The organism is Paenibacillus sp. QJM3NY_38, from assembly GCF_056173265.1.
This window is the reverse complement of sequence record NZ_CM149665.1, coordinates 7062406-7078537: the sequence shown is the minus strand read 5'-3', so window position 1 is coordinate 7078537 and position 16132 is coordinate 7062406. Positions and strand designations below refer to the sequence as shown.

At 51.2% G+C, this 16132-nt stretch carries 19 protein-coding genes; 13 read left to right on the top strand and 6 right to left on the bottom strand.

Features of this window, described 5'->3' with window-relative positions:
- The first annotated feature begins 24 nt into the window (after positions 1-24).
- The 4 genes from AC0VZ8_RS32870 (at position 25) to greA (ending at position 4509) form a co-directional block, all read left to right on the top strand.
- Positions 25-2094 (top strand): BglG family transcription antiterminator, encoded by a 2070-nt coding sequence (locus AC0VZ8_RS32870; RefSeq protein WP_475487800.1) that lies wholly within the window; start codon positions 25-27, stop codon positions 2092-2094.
- Positions 2095-2110: 16 nt separating this feature from the next.
- Positions 2111-2551, top strand: coding sequence for a PTS mannitol transporter subunit IIA (locus tag AC0VZ8_RS32865; protein WP_071220559.1), 441 nt, complete (start codon positions 2111-2113; stop codon positions 2549-2551).
- Complete coding sequence (locus AC0VZ8_RS32860) at positions 2548-3717, top strand: mannitol-1-phosphate 5-dehydrogenase (RefSeq protein ID WP_260064626.1); 1170 nt, start codon at positions 2548-2550, stop codon at positions 3715-3717. Before AC0VZ8_RS32865 ends, AC0VZ8_RS32860 begins: the two co-directional genes overlap by 4 nt.
- A 315-nt stretch (positions 3718-4032) precedes the next feature.
- The gene (gene greA, locus AC0VZ8_RS32855; protein WP_071220557.1) at positions 4033-4509 is read left to right on the top strand and encodes a transcription elongation factor GreA; all 477 of its coding nucleotides are present in this window, start codon (positions 4033-4035) and stop codon (positions 4507-4509) included.
- A gap of 121 nt (positions 4510-4630) precedes the next feature.
- Here greA and AC0VZ8_RS32850 read toward each other — a convergent pair whose 3' ends face one another.
- The 3 genes from AC0VZ8_RS32850 to AC0VZ8_RS32840 all read right to left on the bottom strand — a co-directional run bounded on the left by AC0VZ8_RS32850 (position 4631) and on the right by AC0VZ8_RS32840 (position 6758).
- On the bottom strand, positions 4631-5836 hold the full coding sequence (locus tag AC0VZ8_RS32850) for an MFS transporter (RefSeq protein WP_475487799.1): 1206 nt from the start codon (positions 5834-5836) through the stop codon (positions 4631-4633).
- Positions 5837-6122: 286 nt separating this feature from the next.
- Entirely contained in the window at positions 6123-6413 is a 291-nt protein-coding gene (locus AC0VZ8_RS32845; RefSeq protein ID WP_071220555.1) for a transporter, read from the bottom strand.
- Positions 6414-6446: 33 nt separating this feature from the next.
- Complete coding sequence (locus AC0VZ8_RS32840; RefSeq protein WP_071220554.1) at positions 6447-6758, bottom strand: hypothetical protein; 312 nt, start codon at positions 6756-6758, stop codon at positions 6447-6449.
- Positions 6759-6909: 151 nt separating this feature from the next.
- On the opposite strand from AC0VZ8_RS32840, the gene AC0VZ8_RS32835 reads away from it, so the two are divergent.
- From AC0VZ8_RS32835 to AC0VZ8_RS32815, 5 genes are all read left to right on the top strand, one after another.
- Positions 6910-7266 carry a nucleotide excision repair endonuclease gene (locus AC0VZ8_RS32835; RefSeq protein ID WP_071220553.1) on the top strand — a complete coding sequence of 119 codons (357 nt, stop codon included), beginning with the start codon at positions 6910-6912 and terminating at the stop codon, positions 7264-7266.
- Between the two features lie 264 nt (positions 7267-7530).
- The gene (locus AC0VZ8_RS32830; RefSeq protein ID WP_071220552.1) at positions 7531-7860 is read left to right on the top strand and encodes an ArsR/SmtB family transcription factor; all 330 of its coding nucleotides are present in this window, start codon (positions 7531-7533) and stop codon (positions 7858-7860) included.
- 29 nt (positions 7861-7889) lie between these two features.
- Positions 7890-8399, top strand: coding sequence for an SRPBCC domain-containing protein (locus tag AC0VZ8_RS32825; protein WP_071220551.1), 510 nt, complete (start codon positions 7890-7892; stop codon positions 8397-8399).
- Positions 8400-8663: 264 nt separating this feature from the next.
- A complete protein-coding gene (locus AC0VZ8_RS32820; protein ID WP_071220550.1) occupies positions 8664-9725 on the top strand; it encodes an LLM class flavin-dependent oxidoreductase in 1062 nt (353 codons plus the stop codon).
- Between the two features lie 96 nt (positions 9726-9821).
- Entirely contained in the window at positions 9822-10256 is a 435-nt protein-coding gene (locus tag AC0VZ8_RS32815) for a hypothetical protein (RefSeq protein ID WP_475485577.1), read from the top strand.
- A 16-nt stretch (positions 10257-10272) separates the two neighbouring features.
- Here AC0VZ8_RS32815 and AC0VZ8_RS32810 read toward each other — a convergent pair whose 3' ends face one another.
- The 3 genes from AC0VZ8_RS32810 to AC0VZ8_RS32800 form a co-directional block, all read right to left on the bottom strand.
- Positions 10273-11016 carry a zf-HC2 domain-containing protein gene (locus tag AC0VZ8_RS32810; protein WP_475485576.1) on the bottom strand — a complete coding sequence of 248 codons (744 nt, stop codon included), beginning with the start codon at positions 11014-11016 and terminating at the stop codon, positions 10273-10275.
- Positions 11013-11501 (bottom strand): RNA polymerase sigma factor, encoded by a 489-nt coding sequence (locus tag AC0VZ8_RS32805; RefSeq protein WP_475485575.1) that lies wholly within the window; start codon positions 11499-11501, stop codon positions 11013-11015. The genes AC0VZ8_RS32810 and AC0VZ8_RS32805 overlap by 4 nt, the downstream gene beginning before the upstream one ends.
- Before the next feature lie 80 nt (positions 11502-11581).
- Positions 11582-12280, bottom strand: a complete 699-nt coding sequence (locus AC0VZ8_RS32800; RefSeq protein ID WP_475485574.1) for a Crp/Fnr family transcriptional regulator — start codon at positions 12278-12280, stop codon at positions 11582-11584.
- 101 nt (positions 12281-12381) lie between these two features.
- On the opposite strand from AC0VZ8_RS32800, the gene AC0VZ8_RS32795 reads away from it, so the two are divergent.
- The 4 genes from AC0VZ8_RS32795 (at position 12382) to AC0VZ8_RS32780 (ending at position 15999) form a co-directional block, all read left to right on the top strand.
- Complete coding sequence (locus tag AC0VZ8_RS32795) at positions 12382-13155, top strand: HAD-IIB family hydrolase (protein WP_475485573.1); 774 nt, start codon at positions 12382-12384, stop codon at positions 13153-13155.
- A gap of 137 nt (positions 13156-13292) precedes the next feature.
- Entirely contained in the window at positions 13293-13883 is a 591-nt protein-coding gene (locus AC0VZ8_RS32790) for a TetR/AcrR family transcriptional regulator (RefSeq protein ID WP_260064636.1), read from the top strand.
- Between the two features lie 94 nt (positions 13884-13977).
- Positions 13978-15342, top strand: coding sequence for an MFS transporter (locus tag AC0VZ8_RS32785; RefSeq protein WP_475485572.1), 1365 nt, complete (start codon positions 13978-13980; stop codon positions 15340-15342).
- Between the two features lie 42 nt (positions 15343-15384).
- Positions 15385-15999: an FMN-dependent NADH-azoreductase gene (locus AC0VZ8_RS32780; protein WP_475485571.1), complete on the top strand. Its 615-nt coding sequence runs from the start codon at positions 15385-15387 to the stop codon at positions 15997-15999.
- Positions 16000-16132: the final 133 nt, after the last annotated feature.

Genomic DNA, 16132 nt, shown 5'->3' with positions numbered 1-16132 from the left:
TTTCATTTCATGAAGAAGGGGGCCATGCGTCTGGGACACATCACTGCCCGCCAACGACAAATCCTTCTGCTCCTGATGAGCAGGAACGAGGGCATGACGGCTGCAGAAATAGCCGCTGAGGTCGGGGTCAGCGTCAGGACGGTTCACCGGGAAATGGAGGAGATTGAGAAGGAACTGCAGGGCACGGGCGTTCTGCTTCATAAAAAGTCGGGAACGGGCATCCGGCTGGAAGAGGAGACGCCTGAGGATATGGCTCAGCTGCGGAAGCGCCTGCTTACAGGGAAGCCGGCCGATTATTCCATGGAGGAGCGCAAAATCCTCATGCTATGCGCCCTGCTTGAGGCGAATGAGCCCGTCAAACTGTTTGCTTTGGCCCATAGCTTAAAGGTCACCGTGCCAACGATCAGTAATGACCTGGATGAGCTGGAGCCATGGATGAAGCGGTTTAACCTTACCCTAATTCGCCGCAGAGGCTATGGTATCGAGATTGAAGGCTCGGAAGGCGTAAGGCGGTCGGCGATTTGTCGGCTTGTCGAGGAATATTTGGATTACTCCGATCTTGTCGGGGATGGATATCGTGATCATAACGAGCCGGTGACTGCACGTCTGCTCTCCATGATTGATAAACCGGTGCTGCTGGATGTAGAGAAATGTTTATGGGATATGAACTGGGATTGGACGGAGGGGCTTAGCGAAGGTGCATATACCGCGATGCTCATAGCGTTATCGGTTTCCGTAAACAGGATCAAGCAGGGCCGGAGCATAGAGTCGACGGATATTACGACATATGGTAAATCCTCCTCGTCGGTGGAGGAGGCACAGGATTTTGCGGGTCGTCTAGGCCAAGTCTTGAAGATAGATATTCACGATCCTGAAATGAAATATATTGCTCATTTGTTCGAATCAGCGAAGGACAAGTCCGAGATCAGCGAACTGGCTCACACGGATGTAGAGATGGTGGAAATCGCCCAGCGTCTTATCGAACGGGTTCAGGGGCGCACCGGCATTCCGTTCCAGGAGGACCGCACGCTGCGGGCCGGTCTGGTGGAGCACATCGGGGCTGCCATGAAACGGATTCGGGAAGGGACCCGGATCCGGAATCCCTTGCTGAGCCCGATTCGGAAGGATTATGAGGAGCTGTTCGGAATCGTCCGTCGTTCGGTCGATGACATGAAGCTGGACATGATCGTCCCGGATGAAGAAATCGGGTTTCTGGTTATGCATTTCGGTGCTTCCAGCGAACGGCTGAACCAGCTGGGACATCATCTGAAGGCCATCCTGGTATGTTCCAGCGGTCTTAGCTCCTCAAGGCTTCTCGGAACCCGGCTGAATAAGGAGATGCCGCAGATTGAGGTGCTCGGCAACGTCTCGTGGTATGAAGCGGCCCGGATACCGAAGGAGCAATATGACCTTATTATTTCGACTATTGATCTTCCGCTGCCGAAGGATCGGTATGTCAGATTAAGTCCGCTGCTCACGGCGGATGATAAAGAGGCGCTGCTGCAATTTATTCAGAGCACATCCCTGAAACCGGCCGCGGGCATGGCTGCCAGTAAGGGCATCGAGGAAGAGCGTAAGGTTGCATCATTCGAGCGTCTGCGCATGCAGGCAGCCCTGATGAACGAGATTGTATCGCTACTGGATGGCTTTCATGTGTACCACCTGGATAATCGGCAGGATGATTTGCAGGGCACCTTGAGCGAAGCTTTGACTAAGGTGGTTGAGCGCGGGGCTGTTCGTGATGCGGAGAAGGTGAAGGAGCGTTTGCTTGAGCGCGAACGGATGGGCACCCAGCTCATTCCGGATACGACGCTGGCCTTGTTCCATACGCGCAGCCGCCATATTACCTGGCCGTCGCTAACCTTGTTCCGGCTGACGCATCGAGCGCCGCTGGAGGACGGGGCGGAGGCGGGTGTCATACTGCTGATGCTGGCACCGAAGCAGCTTCCGAAGGAGAGCTTGGAGGTGCTCAGTGAAATTAGCGCCATGCTGCTTCACTCCGAGCTGATTGAGCTGATGGAGCGGGGCAGCGAGGAAGAAATCCGATCCTATTTAGCGGAAGAGCTTCAGCATTTTTTCAATCACAGACCATAGAAAGAAGGAGACCAACATGAGTAACATACTGTCCAAAGATAAAGTCGTACTGAACGCAAAGGCTGATAGCAAGAGCGAAGCCATCCGCATGGCGGGGAATCTGCTTGTGCAGGCAGGCCATGTATCCGAAGATTACGTAGATAAAATGCTGGAACGCGAAGAGATTGCCTCCACTTATATGGGCGGAGGACTCGCGATTCCCCACGGCACCAAAGAGGCTAAAGGCATGGTAATCTCGACGGGATTATCCATCGTCCGCTTCCCGGAAGGCGTAGATTTCGGAGGAGATGAGCCGGCGTTTATTGTCATTGGTATCGCGGCTGCCGGTGGTGACCACATGGAGATTCTGACGAATGTGGCCATGATCTTCACGGACGATGAGAGCATTGAGAAGGTGATGAACGCTTCCAGCGAAGAGGAGATTCTGGCCATCTTCGAAGGAGGAATGGGCGCATGAAAGCAGTCCATTTCGGAGCAGGGAACATCGGTCGCGGTTTCATAGGGCTCTTGCTGTCACAAGCCGGTTACGAGGTTTGTTTTATCGATGTGAATGAAGAGTTGGTGTCGGAGCTGAAAGCGCGCGGGGAGTATCCCGTAACCTTGGCCAGCGAAGGACAGGAGACCACGATCGTTAAAGGCATCACGGCACTTAATAGCGCCTCGGAGCCGGAAGCTGCTGCACGTGCAGTAGCGGAAGCGGATCTCGTGACAACAGCGGTAGGCGTGAACATTCTGAAGTTCATCGCCGGTACCATTGCCGAGGGGATGAAGCTCCGGCTGCAAGCGGAGTCGGCTGCACCCCTTCATATTATTGCATGCGAGAATGCCATCGGCGGCAGCACGCAGCTGAAAGAGCACGTCTACGGGAAGCTTGATGACGAGACGAAGCAGAAGGCTGATCAGCGGGTTGCTTTTCCGGATGCGGCCGTAGACCGGATTGTGCCGCTGCAGCAGCATGAGGACCGTCTGAAGGTCGTGGTGGAGCCGTTTTATGAGTGGGCGGTGGACCGCTCGCAGATGTTTAACGACTATGTCCCTGTGGAAGGCATTCACTATGTGGATCGCCTGGAGCCGTATATTGAACGCAAGCTGTTTACGGTGAACACAGGACATTGCTCGGCTGCTTATGTAGGCTTTCTTAAGGGCTACGAGACGATCCAGGACGCCATGAAGGATGAAGAGGTGGCGGGTCATGTCCGTGCGGTGCTCGAGGAGACGGGAGCTGCGCTCGTGCATAAACACGGCTTCAATCCTTCCGAGCATGGAGCCTATATTGACACCATCCTGGAGCGGTTTCGCAATCCGGCGCTGACCGACGAGGTGTCCCGCGTCGGCCGCTCCCCGATCCGGAAGCTGTCCCCGGGCGACCGCCTGGTGTCGCCAGCCATGCTGGCTTTCGAAAGCGGGCTTGCTTACAAGAGCTTGGCGAAATCCATGGCAGCTGCTCTGATGTTCGATGTACCGGAAGATCCGGAGAGTGTGGAGCTGCAAGCATCGGTCCGGGATATCGGTGCAAGCGACACGGCTTCCCAATATACCGGCATTGCCGGTGAGCATCCGATCATGGGTGAGCTGATGGAGCAGTATGATGCGTTGAAGGCTGATATCGAAGCGGGTTCGTAAGGTATTGGCGGTGAATCTCATAGCAGGCGGATGCATGCGCCGATAGGCTACAGCATCTCTCTACCTTGCATAGCCCCTGGTTCTCCTTACGGAGAAATCAGGGGCTATTATGGTTCTCTTGAGGGTATACAACGATCCTGATTTGTTCAAAATAATCCATCATATATAACTGTCCAAGTGGTTCAATTCGGGTAGCGGCCCGCCATTAATTTTAACTACCAATTATTCCATCCATCGATTTTCAGAAAGTTTTCGCTTATTTTCGAAATAAAGAGTACACTAGAAGTAAGAAATTAAAAAGTGGATGTGATGAACATGGCAGAAGAACTGATCTTGACCCAGGAGGGCTATGATAAACTCCAGGAAGAACTTGATGACCTCAAGTATGTAAAACGCAAAGAGTTAGCGGAACGGATCAAGCTCGCGATCAGCTATGGTGACTTGAAGGAGAACAGCGAGTACCATTCGGCCAAGAACGACCAGGCGTTTATGGAAACGCGCATCATCATCCTGGAAAAAACACTCAACAACGCCCGGATTGTCGACGCCAATCAAGTGAGCTCGAAAACGGTGAATGTTGGTTCGAATGTCGTTCTGAACGACATCGAGTTTGCGGAGAAGCTTGAATATCAGGTCGTAGGACCGGCAGAAGCCGACGTATTGAACAATAAAGTCTCCTATGAAAGTCCACTTGGTAAAGCGCTAATGGGCAAAGCAGTAGGCGATCAGGTGAACGTGGATGCGCCGATGGGTATCGTTAAGTACGAGCTGCTGGAGATCAAAGCTCTGTAATCGCAGAAGAATCAACGAATATATAAATAAAAGGCGTAACCGGGTGCAATGGCCGGTTACGCCTTTTCAACATGGTTCGTGCTTCGTGTGGTAACGAGCGTTTTGTAGCTATGGGAACAGATTAAGCATTAACCGTTATGGTCTTGCGCTCATACATATAACAAGCTGCTCCCAGAATGAAGGCAAGTCCCACCAAACCAGCCCCCACCCAAGGCAGGGCCGTTAAGCTTAGATGGGTAATGACCAACCCTCCGATAAAGGCCCCTGCTGCATTTCCGAGATTGCCCGCAGAGTGGGTTGCCGTAGAGGCGAGAGCGGGAGCGGACTGGGCCAGACTCATGACTCGCACCTGCATTCCCGGCATAACGGCGAAAGAGGCAGCTCCCCACAACACGATGGTCAGCACAGAGGTGACCGGGTTATGGATCGTCACGGTGAGGATGGTCAGAATGACGGCTGTCGCAAAGTAAACACCCAGAATGGAGGGCAGCAGCTTCCAGTCGGCCAGCCTGCCGCCCACGATATTACCGACGGTTACGCCGATACCGAACAGGATCAGAATCCAGGTGACGCTCGGTTCGGCAAAGCCGGTGATCTCAATCAGCAGCGGCGCGATATAAGTGAAGACGGCGAACAGGCCGGCGTTGCCAAGCGCCCCGATGAGAAGGAAGAGAAGGAGTTGTGGTCTGATAAGGGCTGTAATTTGCTGCGCGATGCTTGACGCTTGTTCCTGCCGTAGCTTCGGAATGAAGATCAGGATGCCGATCAATGCCAATACCCCCATAACGGCAATTGCGGCGAATGAAGCGCGCCAGCCCATCGTCTGGCCGATGAAGGTGCCGATCGGAACCCCGATGATATTGGCTATCGTTAATCCGGCCATCATGATGGATACCGCCCCGGCACGCTTGTCCGGCCGCACGAGGTTCGAAGCAATGACGGCTCCCACACCGAAGAAAGTACCGTGCGTCAGCGCGGTCAGCATTCGGGCACCCATAAGAACGGCATAGCTCGGAGCAAAGACCGAAATGCCGTTACCCAGTATAAATAGGCCCATGAGCAGCAGGAGCAGTTTTTTTTGCGGTATTTGGTGGGTTAGAACCGTTAGAATAGGGGCTCCTACGGCTACCCCAAGGGCGTACATTGTAATCAGCTGCCCGGCCGATGCAATGCTGACATTCAGGTCATCTGCAACATTCGGGAGTATTCCCATGATGACAAATTCCGTCATGCCAATGGCAAAAGCGCCAACGGTTAAAGACAGTATAGAGATGGGAAAGGGCTCTTTGGCGCCTTTTTTCCCAGTGGCGTGCTGCGATAGTTCCATGGTGTTCAAGTCAACCTTTCTGCTGAGTTTGTTAATGGTATGATCCCAATCTCCATTATCGGTTTTAAAGAGGGACTGTTACATATTATTTAATGTTGTCGGAGGATAATCAAGAACTTTATTTTTTGGGGAAAATGGATACCCTGAAGAGGAAGCCTCTGTTAAGGGAAGCTTGTCCATGATGTAAGAGCTCGAGAGCGCCGCAGGGGCACTCTCTTGATGAGCGGGTGGATCACCGGGGCCATTGATCGTACCTGCTGACTTCAGCCCTTGATGATGATAAGGGTTAGTAACAGGTAAACGACTCGATCCTTCTTAAATCGAACCCCGAGAAGACCCATCTTCTTCCCGTCCATCGGAAACCGGCGACCGAGGTGCGGCCGACGAAGGTCGGAAAAAACCAGAAGCCAGGCCCAAATCTCGGCCATATATAGGTGATGCGAAACAAACATCCTGTGATCGCTCCCGGGTCAACGGCAAAGGTACTGGCCAAAGGTTGTTGGGGGATCGTGGTTGGAGGCGGGGATAAGGGCCCTTGCTGTGGTCCCTGAGGTCCTTGCGGCGGCATAAATGCCATATTGGGTTCACTCCTTAATCGGGTTATATGGGTTTAGGTATACAGCAGCGTAATGACAAGCAATTCGAAGAGAACTAGGGGGAGAATGACATTATTATAGTAACCGGGGCCGAAGCCGCGCTGGTTTTCGTACCCGGACAGACTCAAGTACAGAATCCCCTTCTCGCAATGCATGATCGTTCCTTCAAAAACATCACCGTCGAGCGTTTCGACACGAACCAGCTGATTCGCATGCTGCCCGCATAGATGGTGAATATGATCGCGAACCGATTTGATGTTGTGCGTCATGTTGGGTTCAGCTTGATATAAGGTTTGTTCCTGGTGTCCGGAATGTTGAATGCTCATATAAAAAAGACCCCCATCGTTATTAGTCATACCTAGTTTCATCCTATGCGGATGCCTAGAGAAGGGTGATTTTGAATTTCCCGCATGGGCAAGTAAGCAGATTAGTGATACGATTTAGATCAATATATGATTGAGGAAGTGAGCGTTAGTCGTGATCAATATAACCATTCCCAAGGTGGACGTTACCATTACCAAGCAGGCTGCTCCGGAGTTGAGCCACATTTACGGATTTACAGATTTTCACCTGATTCCAAGAGATCGGGGCGGGATCTTCATGTTCTACAACAGCAAGGAGGAGCTCCTGTTTGTTGGCAAAGCAAGAAAGCTCAGACCGCGGATCAAGAAGCATTTCGAAGATAGCGTCTCTCCGATCAAGGAGCATCGGGATGAGGTTACAAGAATCGAGGTTTGCGTCATTGAAGACGCCGTTCATAGAGAGATCTATGAGACCTATATCATTAATGAATTCAAGGCCAAATATAATGTAGACAAGGTGTTCTTTAAGTAAGGAAGACGAAGTAAATGACAAGAAGCAATAGACGTGGTCCAGTAAAAGACCACTGTTTATTGCTTTTTTGTGATATGAAAAAAATCAAAAATTCATTTAAATATTCCTTTACAGGAATATTCCTATTGTGGTATATTGTTATCAGGAAATACGGCACACCATTAAATCAGCAAAAAAAGAGGTGATGATGGTGACGTGGACAGAGAGAACTGACAATCACCGTACACGCTATAGCAGCGGGTCTGTACCCGTCATCACTATAAGATGGAACTGAACACATTTAACGCTTTAGCCGAACCGAACCGTTTTCGTATTGTGAATCTCCTGTTGAAGGGTTCTTTAACGGTAGGAGAAATCGCTGAACGTCTTGACATTCGGCAGCCACAAGCCTCCAAGCATCTGAAGGTGCTGCTGGAAGCCGGTTTGGTAGAGGTAAGGGCGGAGGCGAACCGGCGGAGCTACAAGCTGCGGTCGGAGCCGTTTCAGGAATTGGACCGTTGGCTTGATAATTACCGGAGTATATGGAACGAACGGTTTGACAACTTGGATGACTACTTGGAGAAGCTGCAATCGGAGATGAAGAAACGGGATTAAACACCATCTAATTCGAGGAGGAATATATAATGACAAATAAAATGATTACACGGGTAGAAGGTCAAGTGATCGTACTGGAGCGCGTATTTAATGCACCAAGAGAGCTGGTATTCAAGGTGCTCACCGATGGAGAGCATCTGAAGCAGTGGTGGGGACCTCGCGGATGGGAAGTTACCGTATCCGACATGGATTTCCGTCCTGGCGGCCAATGGCATTACTGCATGAAGTGTTTGGATCAGAATCAAGGGGATTTCTACGGCATGGAATCCTGGGGCAAATCGGTTTACCAGGAAATTGATGAGCCCGAGAAAATCGTCTACATCGACTATTTCTCGGATGCGGAAGGTAATATTGCGGAGGGGATGCCCGCAACCACGGTGACGATGACGTTTGAGGAATTGGATGGCAAGACCAAGCTGGTCAATCGAGGGGTATATGAATCAGCGGAAGCTCTTCAATCCGTAATAGATATGGGAATGGAAGAAGGCATTACCCAAACCTGGGATCGCCTGGAGGAATACTTGGCATCGAAACAATAAACCAATTTCAAATGTATCGCTAAAAGGGTAGAATGAATGGCCGGAATCCGCGTGGATCCCGGCCATTGTTGTATTTTTTATGTGTGGAATCCGCTGAATTCCAGTTATCAGTTAACTTGTAACTTGAAAAACCCGAGCTAAAAGTTCAATATAAAGATAATTGAATGATAGATAACGATGTTGACTGCCCGATGGCATGAAACAACGATAACCTTTTTTGCCACGGTTCTGCCTCGCGGCAAAGCATAATAGGAGGAAATTATGATGGAAATTGGGGTTAGCTCGTTCGTAGAGACTTGGCCGGATGTGAAGACAGGCGAAGTGATAAGCCACGCGCAGCGGCTGCGCGAGGTTGTTGAGGAAATCGTCCTGGCTGATCAGGTGGGATTGGATGTGTATGGGGTAGGTGAGCATCATCGTAAGGATTATGCGGCATCATCGCCTGCGGTTGTGCTCGCCGCGGCTGCGTCCCAGACGAAGTGGATTCGGCTGACGAGTGCGGTTACGGTGCTGTCCTCCGCTGATCCGGTGCGGGTGTTTCAGGATTTTGCCACCTTGGATGCCATCTCGAACGGACGTGCCGAGATTATGGCGGGGAGAGGTTCATTCATCGAATCATTCCCGTTATTCGGCTACGATCTGAGCCATTATGATGAGCTGTTCGAGGAGAAGCTGGAGCTGCTGCTCAAAATCCGCGAGTCGGAAAAAGTAACCTGGCAGGGCGGGCATCGCCCTGCGATTCATAACTTAGGCGTCTATCCGCGCCCGGTTCAGAATCCGCTGCCGGTATGGATTGGCAGCGGAGGCAATTCGGAATCGGTTGTGCGCGCTGGCCTGCTCGGTCTGCCGCTGGTACTGGCGATTATCGGCGGAAGTCCCCTGCAGTTCGCGCCGCTGGTTAAGCTGTATAAAGAGGCGGCCGCTCACGCGGGACATGATGTATCAAAGCTGCCGATCGGCTCGCATTCCCATGGATTTATTGCGGAAGATACGGAGATGGCAGCGGACAAGTTCTTCCCATCCACCCAAGCCAGCATGAATGTATTGGGACGGGAGCGGGGCTGGGGATTCTATGACCGCGCAAGATTCGATGCGGCTCGAAGCTTCGAAGGTGCGCTCTATGTCGGAGACCCGGAGACGGTCGCCCAAAAAATTATTCATCTGCGCAAGCATGTGGGCATTACCCGCTTCATGCTTCACGTGCCTGTGGGAACAATGCCTCACGACGAAGTCATGAGAGCCATTGAACTGCTGGGAACCGAAGTCGCCCCTCGGGTGCGCAAGGAAATCGACCGCTGGGAAGCCGCGGGTGAACCTGCGGAGTAAGCTAGCAGCGCTTTTATTCATATGGAATGGAATTACACACGCAACTTTTTTCGGCCCGCATCGTTTATGACGTAAACGGACAAGGCGGTGTACACCTTGCGGGTTGCTAGATATTTTGTGCTGTGGTTCGTCTTTATATTTCTGTTTACCGGTGCGATCGTAGGCATGGAGTATATCGAAGGGTATAAGATTGCAACGACGGAATATTACGGCCTTCGTAATTTGGGTTTCGTGTTGGTGATCATCCCGATCTTACTGTCATCGCTCGTATATCCGGTGATCGTGCTCCCGTTATCGTGGCTAATCGGCAGCATGCGATGGGTTAGAGATTCACTTCTCCTGTATGCTCTGCTGTATGCCGTGATGTGGGCTGGGGTAGGGGGGGGGCTGTTCTACGAATGCTATGATGCTCGATTCATACAGGAATATGAACTCCATGTCAGTACCGCCGTTATTCTGTTCGGTACGGTCGGCTTGGTCTATGCTGGGATCGAGTGGAGATTATTGCGTAGATCCGTTACGACGGTTTAAAGGTCAAGAGACCGCTTCAGGGCCCAGATGGCTGCCCTGGCGGTCTCTTGTTTTCATTCTCATCACTCTTAAACTGTAACTCGACGGACTCGCTTGCCGGAGGCAGCTCCATGCCTTGTTCCCAGATCAGAATTCGGTCATCGGGCGTTCCCAGATAAAGGGCCCTGATCTGAACACCATCGCCAAAGCTCTTCTCATAGGCATTCCGCTCTTCAAGATCATGGGAATAGTACATGTTGGATAGCCCCATACCCGCGAACCTCTTGGATTTGATGATGGGGCGCTTGGGTGTTACATAGAAGTTTCCTTCCGCATCCGTGTCGTAGCTAGCCTGATTGACGTTGAAACCGTCGGTCATCTTCACATGATAGACAATGCGCCCATCCTTCAGCTGGCTAATATCGGATACTTGCATAACACGGGTAGGCACGTTGGTTATGTTCCATTTGAACAGGCCAGCATACACCAGGAACAGTAGTCCAACGGCTAGACAAGTGAGCAACAAACCTTTGGTAAACGCGATCCACTTGGTGCGCGACCATTGGGCGGCAACTTGCCGCAATCCGGCTCCCTCATCATGGTTTTGATCAATCGTTTGGGCTGGCAGCGGCATAGGGGAGCTCATATGGCTTAGCACCTCCCGGCAATCCGGGCAATCGGCTAGATGCTCTTCTACCAAGGCCTTGGTGTCTGCGCTGCACACATGATCATAGTACAAGGGCAGCAAATCCTGAATAATATCACATGAAACTCGGCTCACGGTCGATTCTCCTCCTTGTACAGGCTTTGAATTTTTTGCTTGGCTCGAAAGAAGGTGACTCTTGCCCAGCTCTCGGTTTTTTCGAACAGCTGGCTGATTTCGCCAAAAGACAACTCTCCGAACACCCGCAGCGTGAACACCTCTTTATACGGCTCGTCCATCAAGTGCAGAATCTGGTGGATTCGGAAAGCCTCTGCTTTATCGACGGTTTGCCATTCGATATCCAGACCGCTGCTGTGCTCGACCTGCGAGGCCGGCTCATACCGCTTTTGTTTATCAAGATAGGAGAAGTATGTATGTTTAGCGATTTGGCAGAGCCAAACGCTTAGTTTGCACGTACCTTGAAACGAATCGATATGCTTCAGCGCTTTGAAAAACGTCTCCTGTGCGAGTTCTTCCGCAACATGCTCATCTCTGCTAAGCGACAGCAGGAACCGATACACGTCTTGAAAGTGCTGATGATAGATCTGGTGCAAATCCGTCACATATTCACCTCCTTGCCTATATGACCAGGTCAGGGCCGATTCGTTACAAGAACTTGAGAAAAAAGTTTCGGCCGGGCGATCTACTCATAGCGGATCCCATTCGATGCCGTCTCCATCGCGTTCCAGTCCAGAATGCGGATGGTCTGTCCGTTTCGCTCCAGAATCCCTTTTTGTGCAAAAGCATGCATGACCCGGTTCAAATGTCGGTGCGTGGTACCAAGCAAGCTGGCGATCTCCCCGATATGGTCGGTCTTCAGCTCCATTCCGAAGGAAGGGCTGGATCCCGGCGACATGGTGGACATAAGATAGCTGGCAAACCGGTTCTCGACCGATGCCAATAGATTGACGCGGGAAGCGGTCGTGCACGTCTGGAGTTTGTAGCTCAGGTGATCCAGCAAGGTGGATGTAAAGCGGGCGTTTGTCATTTCATGCAGCTTAATATAGTCAAAGGGCAGCCCGATAAAGAGGCATTCGTTAACGGCTTCAATCTGCGATTGGACCGGAACGTTTCGAATCAATTCAATATCCCCGATGATGGAAAAAGGATGGCCAAAGCGCAGAAGAAGCGATTTGCCGGTTTCGATGCTGGAGGTCACCTTAATCTTCCCTTGCACGAGGAACAGAAGGGAATTTATGGCGAAGCCTTCATACAGAATGATCTCGCCGGGCTCGTATTGCTGCAATGTAAAAGGCACAGGCCTGCTCAGGTCTAGCATGTTCTCGAATTGAAATTGTTCCAGCTTGGCTTTCAGCAATGGTGCGTCATGAAGTAGTTTCATGGGTCTTGGGGTTACTCCTTTCTCTCCTGGACAAATGTCCTTCTCATTATACGATCAACTGCTATGATAAGAGCAATGAGAAGATACAGGAGGGCAAGGGCATGAAATTTGTATTCGATCTGGACGGAACGATCTGTTTTAAAGGGCAGCCGGTTTCGGACGAGTTGTTGAAGGCATTGGAGGAGCTGGTGGCGCAAGGGCATGAGGTTATTTTTGCTTCCGCCCGGCCGATTCGCGACTTGCTTCCCGTCCTTCATGAGCGCGTTCATCACTACCCGATGATCGGAGGCAACGGTTCGATGGTGGCGGCAGGGGGAAAGCGGGTCTCCACGACGGGCTTTGACAGCGAGGTGCTTCCGAGCCTTCTTCATCTGTTAACAATGTATAGCGTGAGCTATTTGATCGATGGAGAATGGGACTATGCCTATACGGGTCCTGCAGATCATCCGATTCTGCTGAACTTAGACCCGCACAAGCTGGCCAAGAACGTGGCGCTCCAGGAGCTGAATTCGGTTGTGAAAATATTGATGCTGACCTCGGACCATATGGCGGAAGTCGAGGAGAGGCTGAGACAACTGGATGTCGTTGTTCACGTGCATGGAGGGGAAAATGTGCTGGATATCAGCCCTAAGGGGATACATAAATGGAGCGGGCTTCAGCAGCTGGGTGTGAAGGAGGGCGAGTATGTTGCCTTCGGCAACGATGCCAACGATATTACGATGTTCCAGCATGCGCTGCACGCGGTAATGATCGGTGATCATCCGCTGCTGGCACCGTATTCCTCGGAACACCTTCCGCTGGATCGCGATATCGAGCATGCGATTGCGGAACGGCTGCAGGCGCTCGGGCGTCAATATGCTGCGACAAGTGTGTAGGTCCTGTAAGCTCCTTCGAGAAATAGGATTGGCCTATTTTTTGTTAAATGCTTGACAGAGCATAGCCGAGTGGAATATGATGGGTTCAATAAATGACGGTAAGTACTGACATTCCTAAGGGAAGAGGGAGAGCCTTCATGGAGCATAGTGACAACCTGAGCACGGATGATAAGCTGCTGCTGGCCGCGATCGACCTCATCTCTCGGAAGGGCTACAACGGGGTAACCACGCTGGAAATCGCTACGGCTGCCGGTTTAAGCGAGAAAACCTTGTTTCGTAAATTCGGGAGCAAGCAGAACCTCTTGGAAACAGCCTTTGAGCGCTATCATTATGGTGAAGAAATGACAAAGCTGTTTGAAGAGAAGCTGATAGGAGATTTAAGCGAAGACTTGCTTCTTATCAGCCGGACGTACCATGAGCTGATGATTCGGAATCGGAAGCTGATCACGATCAGCGTGAAGGAGAACGATAACTTACCGGGCCTGCGGGAGATCACCAGTAAACATCCCAAGCAATACATGGATGTATTGACGAAGTATTTTACCGTGATGACCGAGAAGGGCAAAGTGATCGCAGGCGATCCGGAGGTGCGGGCCATTTCGTTCATGATGATGAACTTCGGGGCGTTTATGAATGAGCTGGACTCGGAGGAACTCTTCTCTTCGGTGACGCTTGATGCCTTTATCGAGGAAAGCGTGCGGATTTTTGCTAGGGCATTAACCCCCTAGTATTTTTTTCAAACAAAATGTCAGTAAGTACTGACGGTCATAACTGCTGTATACAGAATTTTACAAAAGAAGCCAATGAGAGGTGGTTCAGGAGATGGAAACACAGAGATTAATGCGCGTTGTGATGTTCACCTTATGTCTGTCCGCGATGAGCGGCTTGATGTTTAACTTCGTGCTGCCGGACATGCGGGAGGAATTCGGCCTGACGACGGCTCAAGTCAGCTGGGTCAGTTCTTCATATTCCTTGATCTACGGCGTCGGAACAATCCTCTATGGGAAGCTCACGGAACGGATTCAACTTCGAAATCTGATTACGATCGGACTGCTCCTGTTCGCGGTCGGATCGCTCGTCGGCCTGTTCTCGCAGGTGTTCTGGATGGTGCTGGTCAGCAGATGTCTGCAGGCCGTCGGAGCAGCGGCGATTCCGGCAACAGCGATGTTAATTCCGATACGCTACATTGCACCCGAGCGAAGGGGATCGGCTATGGCCACGGCATTCGTGGGATTGTCCATCGGCAGTGCGATCGGTCCCATCGTGTCTTCACTTGTAGCCAGTATTGCGGATTGGCGCTGGTTATTCTGTATTCCGCTGCTGATCTTAATCACGATTCCTTTATATCGAAAATACTTGAAGGAAGAAGAACTTCAGTCCTCCGGCCAATTCGATTGGTTGGGAGGCGGACTGTTAGCGGCTGCAGTCACCTTTCTCCTGCTCGGCGTCACGAACGGATCCTGGTGGCAGCCTCTTCTTGGGCTGTTGGCTATGGGGCTGCTTATCATACGTATTCGTACGGCTTCCGTACCGTTTGTAGATCCGGGATTATTCCGGAACAAAAGCTATACCCTCCGATTAATCGTGATGTTTATCGTTAGCGGCATCGGGTTCTCTCTGCATTTTCTAAGTCCGTTGTTGTTGTCGGAGGTACAGGGGCTCTCGCCAGGGTGGGTTGGTTTTGTCATGGTACCGGCCGCAATCGCGTCGGCCTTGCTGGGTAAAGCAGGCGGAAGGCTTGCGGATGGGAGGGGGAATACGTATCTCTTCCTTGTGGCTGTCGGATTATTGCTGGCATGCTTTGCGCTGTTATCTACTTTCATTGGCACATCGCCTGTTCTGATCGCGATCTTCTTGATTCTCGGACATGTGGGGCAGACGTTTGTCATGATTGCGTTATCCAATTCCGTTTCCCTTAGCCTGCACAAGGAACAAGCGGGAGTCGGAATGGGACTGATGCAGATGCTGAATTTTATATCGGCGGGCATGGCCTCGGGTGTGTACGGCAAGATGCTGGATATCCAGTCCGGCATCCACTGGAATCCGGTCCACTTCTATACGGAGGGGAACCTCTATAGCAATATCTACCTAGCTTTGGCTGTGCTGCTGATAGCCATCATGCTGTTCTATTATGTTCAGTTCGGTCAAAGAGAGTCCAAGGGGATTGTGTTGGAAAGCCCAAATTAAGCATTTCATGCAACATCATCATACATTATGGAGGAGATTTATATGACAACAACCTTATTTATCAAAGCCAATAACCGCCAAGGGTCTGTAACGGGAAGACTATATGACGCGTTTCTGGAGAGCTATCGGGTGGCCCATCCGAAGGATACCGTAATTGAAGTGGATCTGTATAAGGAGCAGATTCCTTATCTGGATGAAGTGATGATTAACGGGAATTTTAAGTCTGCTATGGGCATGGAACTCACACCGGAAGAAAAGGCTATGAGTGATATAGTCACCAAACATCTGGAGCAGTTCATAGCCGCAGACAAGGTGGTGTTTGCGTTCCCGCTATGGAACCTGACCGTCCCGGCTGTTTTGCATTCGTACCTGGACTACATGCACCATCCGCGCAAAACCTTCCAGTACACGGAGCAAGGATTGGTGGGGCTCTTATCCGACAAAAAGGCGGCCTTATTGAATGCCAGAGGCGGCGTATATGCGGAAGGAGACACGTCGGAGATGGCGGTAAGCTTCGTTAAGAATCACCTGAACGTATTCGGCATTACGAATGTGACAACCCTTGTGATTGAAGGGCATAATCAATTCCGCGACCGGAGTGAGGAGATCATTGAGCAGGGATTGCGGCAAGCTGCAGAGGCAGCTCAAGGATTTTGAGATAGGGTGTTGCAGAAGGAGGGTCCAGCCAACCATCGGCTGGGCTTTTTTTATTTGCGTGGATGGTGGTGTGCAGAAGGATAATCCGTCACCTTCGAGAATATCAAGTGGCATAAATGTGAGGGGAAACGGG

What these genes read in the sequence shown, in the direction of transcription:
- AC0VZ8_RS32870 (WP_475487800.1), top strand. Translation starts at nt 25, where the DNA reads ATGCGTCTGGGACACATCACTGCCCGCCAACGACAAATCCTTCTGCTC.
- AC0VZ8_RS32865 (WP_071220559.1), top strand. Translation starts at nt 2,111, where the DNA reads ATGAGTAACATACTGTCCAAAGATAAAGTCGTACTGAACGCAAAGGCT.
- AC0VZ8_RS32860 (WP_260064626.1), top strand. Translation starts at nt 2,548, where the DNA reads ATGAAAGCAGTCCATTTCGGAGCAGGGAACATCGGTCGCGGTTTCATA.
- greA (WP_071220557.1), top strand. Translation starts at nt 4,033, where the DNA reads ATGGCAGAAGAACTGATCTTGACCCAGGAGGGCTATGATAAACTCCAG.
- AC0VZ8_RS32850 (WP_475487799.1), bottom strand. Translation starts at nt 5,836, where the DNA reads ATGGAACTATCGCAGCACGCCACTGGGAAAAAAGGCGCCAAAGAGCCC.
- AC0VZ8_RS32845 (WP_071220555.1), bottom strand. Translation starts at nt 6,413, where the DNA reads ATGGCATTTATGCCGCCGCAAGGACCTCAGGGACCACAGCAAGGGCCC.
- AC0VZ8_RS32840 (WP_071220554.1), bottom strand. Translation starts at nt 6,758, where the DNA reads ATGAGCATTCAACATTCCGGACACCAGGAACAAACCTTATATCAAGCT.
- AC0VZ8_RS32830 (WP_071220552.1), top strand. Translation starts at nt 7,531, where the DNA reads ATGGAACTGAACACATTTAACGCTTTAGCCGAACCGAACCGTTTTCGT.
- AC0VZ8_RS32825 (WP_071220551.1), top strand. Translation starts at nt 7,890, where the DNA reads ATGACAAATAAAATGATTACACGGGTAGAAGGTCAAGTGATCGTACTG.
- AC0VZ8_RS32820 (WP_071220550.1), top strand. Translation starts at nt 8,664, where the DNA reads ATGGAAATTGGGGTTAGCTCGTTCGTAGAGACTTGGCCGGATGTGAAG.
- AC0VZ8_RS32800 (WP_475485574.1), bottom strand. Translation starts at nt 12,280, where the DNA reads ATGAAACTACTTCATGACGCACCATTGCTGAAAGCCAAGCTGGAACAA.
- AC0VZ8_RS32795 (WP_475485573.1), top strand. Translation starts at nt 12,382, where the DNA reads ATGAAATTTGTATTCGATCTGGACGGAACGATCTGTTTTAAAGGGCAG.
- AC0VZ8_RS32790 (WP_260064636.1), top strand. Translation starts at nt 13,293, where the DNA reads ATGGAGCATAGTGACAACCTGAGCACGGATGATAAGCTGCTGCTGGCC.
- AC0VZ8_RS32785 (WP_475485572.1), top strand. Translation starts at nt 13,978, where the DNA reads ATGGAAACACAGAGATTAATGCGCGTTGTGATGTTCACCTTATGTCTG.
- AC0VZ8_RS32780 (WP_475485571.1), top strand. Translation starts at nt 15,385, where the DNA reads ATGACAACAACCTTATTTATCAAAGCCAATAACCGCCAAGGGTCTGTA.